At 49.3% G+C, this 1,813-nt stretch carries 1 protein-coding gene and 1 pseudogene; one reads left to right on the top strand and one right to left on the bottom strand.

The genetic code is table 11. The annotated features are described in order from the left end of the window. Positions 1-255, top strand: a pseudogene (locus Q2J39_RS06570) (hypothetical protein); the annotation flags it as partial. Between the two features lie 144 nt (positions 256-399). Here Q2J39_RS06570 and rlmN read toward each other — a convergent pair. Next, positions 400-1,551 (bottom strand): 23S rRNA (adenine(2503)-C(2))-methyltransferase RlmN, encoded by a 1,152-nt coding sequence (rlmN, locus tag Q2J39_RS06565; RefSeq protein ID WP_230267711.1) that lies wholly within the window; start codon positions 1,549-1,551, stop codon positions 400-402. Positions 1,552-1,813: the final 262 nt, after the last annotated feature.

The raw sequence follows: 1,813 nt of genomic DNA, 5'->3' as shown, positions 1-1,813 counted from the left end.
ATCGTCAAAGTGCAGAACATGGTTATTGCCGGCGGGATTTTACGAAGCGGCGCCCGGACGAGTATTGTCATGGCCATCGATCTGATCGGGACCTGGGGCTTTGGCGTACCGCTGGCTTTCTTTGCGCTCCATCAGGGCTTTTCCATTCTCTGGATTTATCTGATTCTTTCTTCAGAGGAAGTCGTTCGTCTTCTGATCAGTCTGGCCGTTCTTGTTTCGCGCAAATGGATGAAGACGCTGCCTGCGCAAGGTTAGCAAGAGACGCCCCTTCTGCCTGAAGCGCATCGCTATAGTCTGTGGCGGGATGCTCGACTCGCATAAATCCAAATACCAGCAGGCAAAAATCCGTCGTCTGGACCAGACCAGATCGGCGGATTTCCCTTTTTTTAAATGTATTTTTTAAGCCAGCGCGTCTTCGTCTTTTTCAGCAATCTCGTCGTAGACATTTTCCACCAGACCGCTGTCGGCTTCCTGCTGCTGTTTACGGCTCAGTTCCTGATTTTGCTTCGCAGCTTTTTCACGCTTCATTTCCTTAATGCGAAGCTGGCCGCATGCAGCATCGATATCCGAACCGTGTTCTTTACGAATCGTAACGGCAATGCCTTCCTTTTTGAGAATATCGTAAAATTTCATCGCTTCTTCGCGGGTCGTCGTCTTAAAGCCGTGTTCGTCGACGGCATTATAAGGAATCAGATTGACATAGCAGCAGTACGGACGCAGAAGACGCGCCAGTTCTCTGGCCTGTTCTGGAGAATCATTCACGCCTTTAAGAAGAATGTATTCAAACGTCAGGCGGCGATTGTTCAGGGATGTGTAGTATTCGACCGCACTCATCAGCTGGTCAAGACCAAATGCGCGGTTGACCGGCATCAGCTTCGAGCGCAGAGTGTCGTCAGGTGCATGCAGCGAAATCGCGAGATTGTACTGGTAATGACCTTCGGCGAACTTGCGGATCTTATCGACAATGCCGGATGTCGAAATGGTGATGTGACGGCTGCCGATCGCCAGTCCCCGGTCATGGTTGACGGTCTTAATAAAGTTCATGACCCGGTCGTAGTTATCAAACGGTTCACCGGTCCCCATGACGACAATGTGCGAAAGGCGTTCGCCTTTTTTATCGAGCTCTTTCTGGACGTGCATAACCTGGGCGGTCATTTCCGCACTCGTCAGATCGCGCTGCTTTTTCGTCAGACCCGACGCGCAGAAGGCACATCCCATATTGCAGCCGACCTGGCTGGAGACGCAGATCGAATTGCCGTAATCAAAAACCATCATGACACTTTCGAGCAGAGCGCCGTCTTCGGTTTTAAACAGGAATTTGGTCGTTCCGTCTTTGGATTCCTGCTTTCGAACGAGCGTCAGCGGATTAAAGTAAAAATCTTTTTTCAGCTCTTCGCGCGTTTCCTTGGACAGGTTGCTCATCGCATCAAAATCCGTAACGCGCTCTTTGTAAAGCCATGCAAAAATCTGCTGGGTACGAAACTTTTTCCAGCCCTTGGACAGACACCAGTCTTCCATCTGCGCATAGCTCATATCGTAAATACTTTTCATTTTCTGCCTCCGCTCTGAACTGTCATCCAGCAGCCACGATCGCCTTCACCAAATTTGTGCCGGGATCTGGCTGCGTATTTTTTTATTTTCTACAGGTTCTTCTGTATTTTAAAACAGATTTTTGAACTTGCCGGTTTTGGGCCTTTGTATACCTGCTCAACGTTGGGGCTATTTCGAGAGGATCTGGTTTAGTTTGAGGCAAAACACCTTTTGTTTGTAAGCGTCAAATAAAAGACGGGTATTTTCTCGACCGCCTCCTTGG

It is taken from the genome of uncultured Allobaculum sp., from assembly GCF_948576815.1.
Lineage (GTDB): Bacteria > Bacillota_I > Bacilli_A > Erysipelotrichales > Erysipelotrichaceae > Allobaculum > Allobaculum fili.
This window is presented reverse-complemented; position numbering and strand designations above follow the sequence as displayed.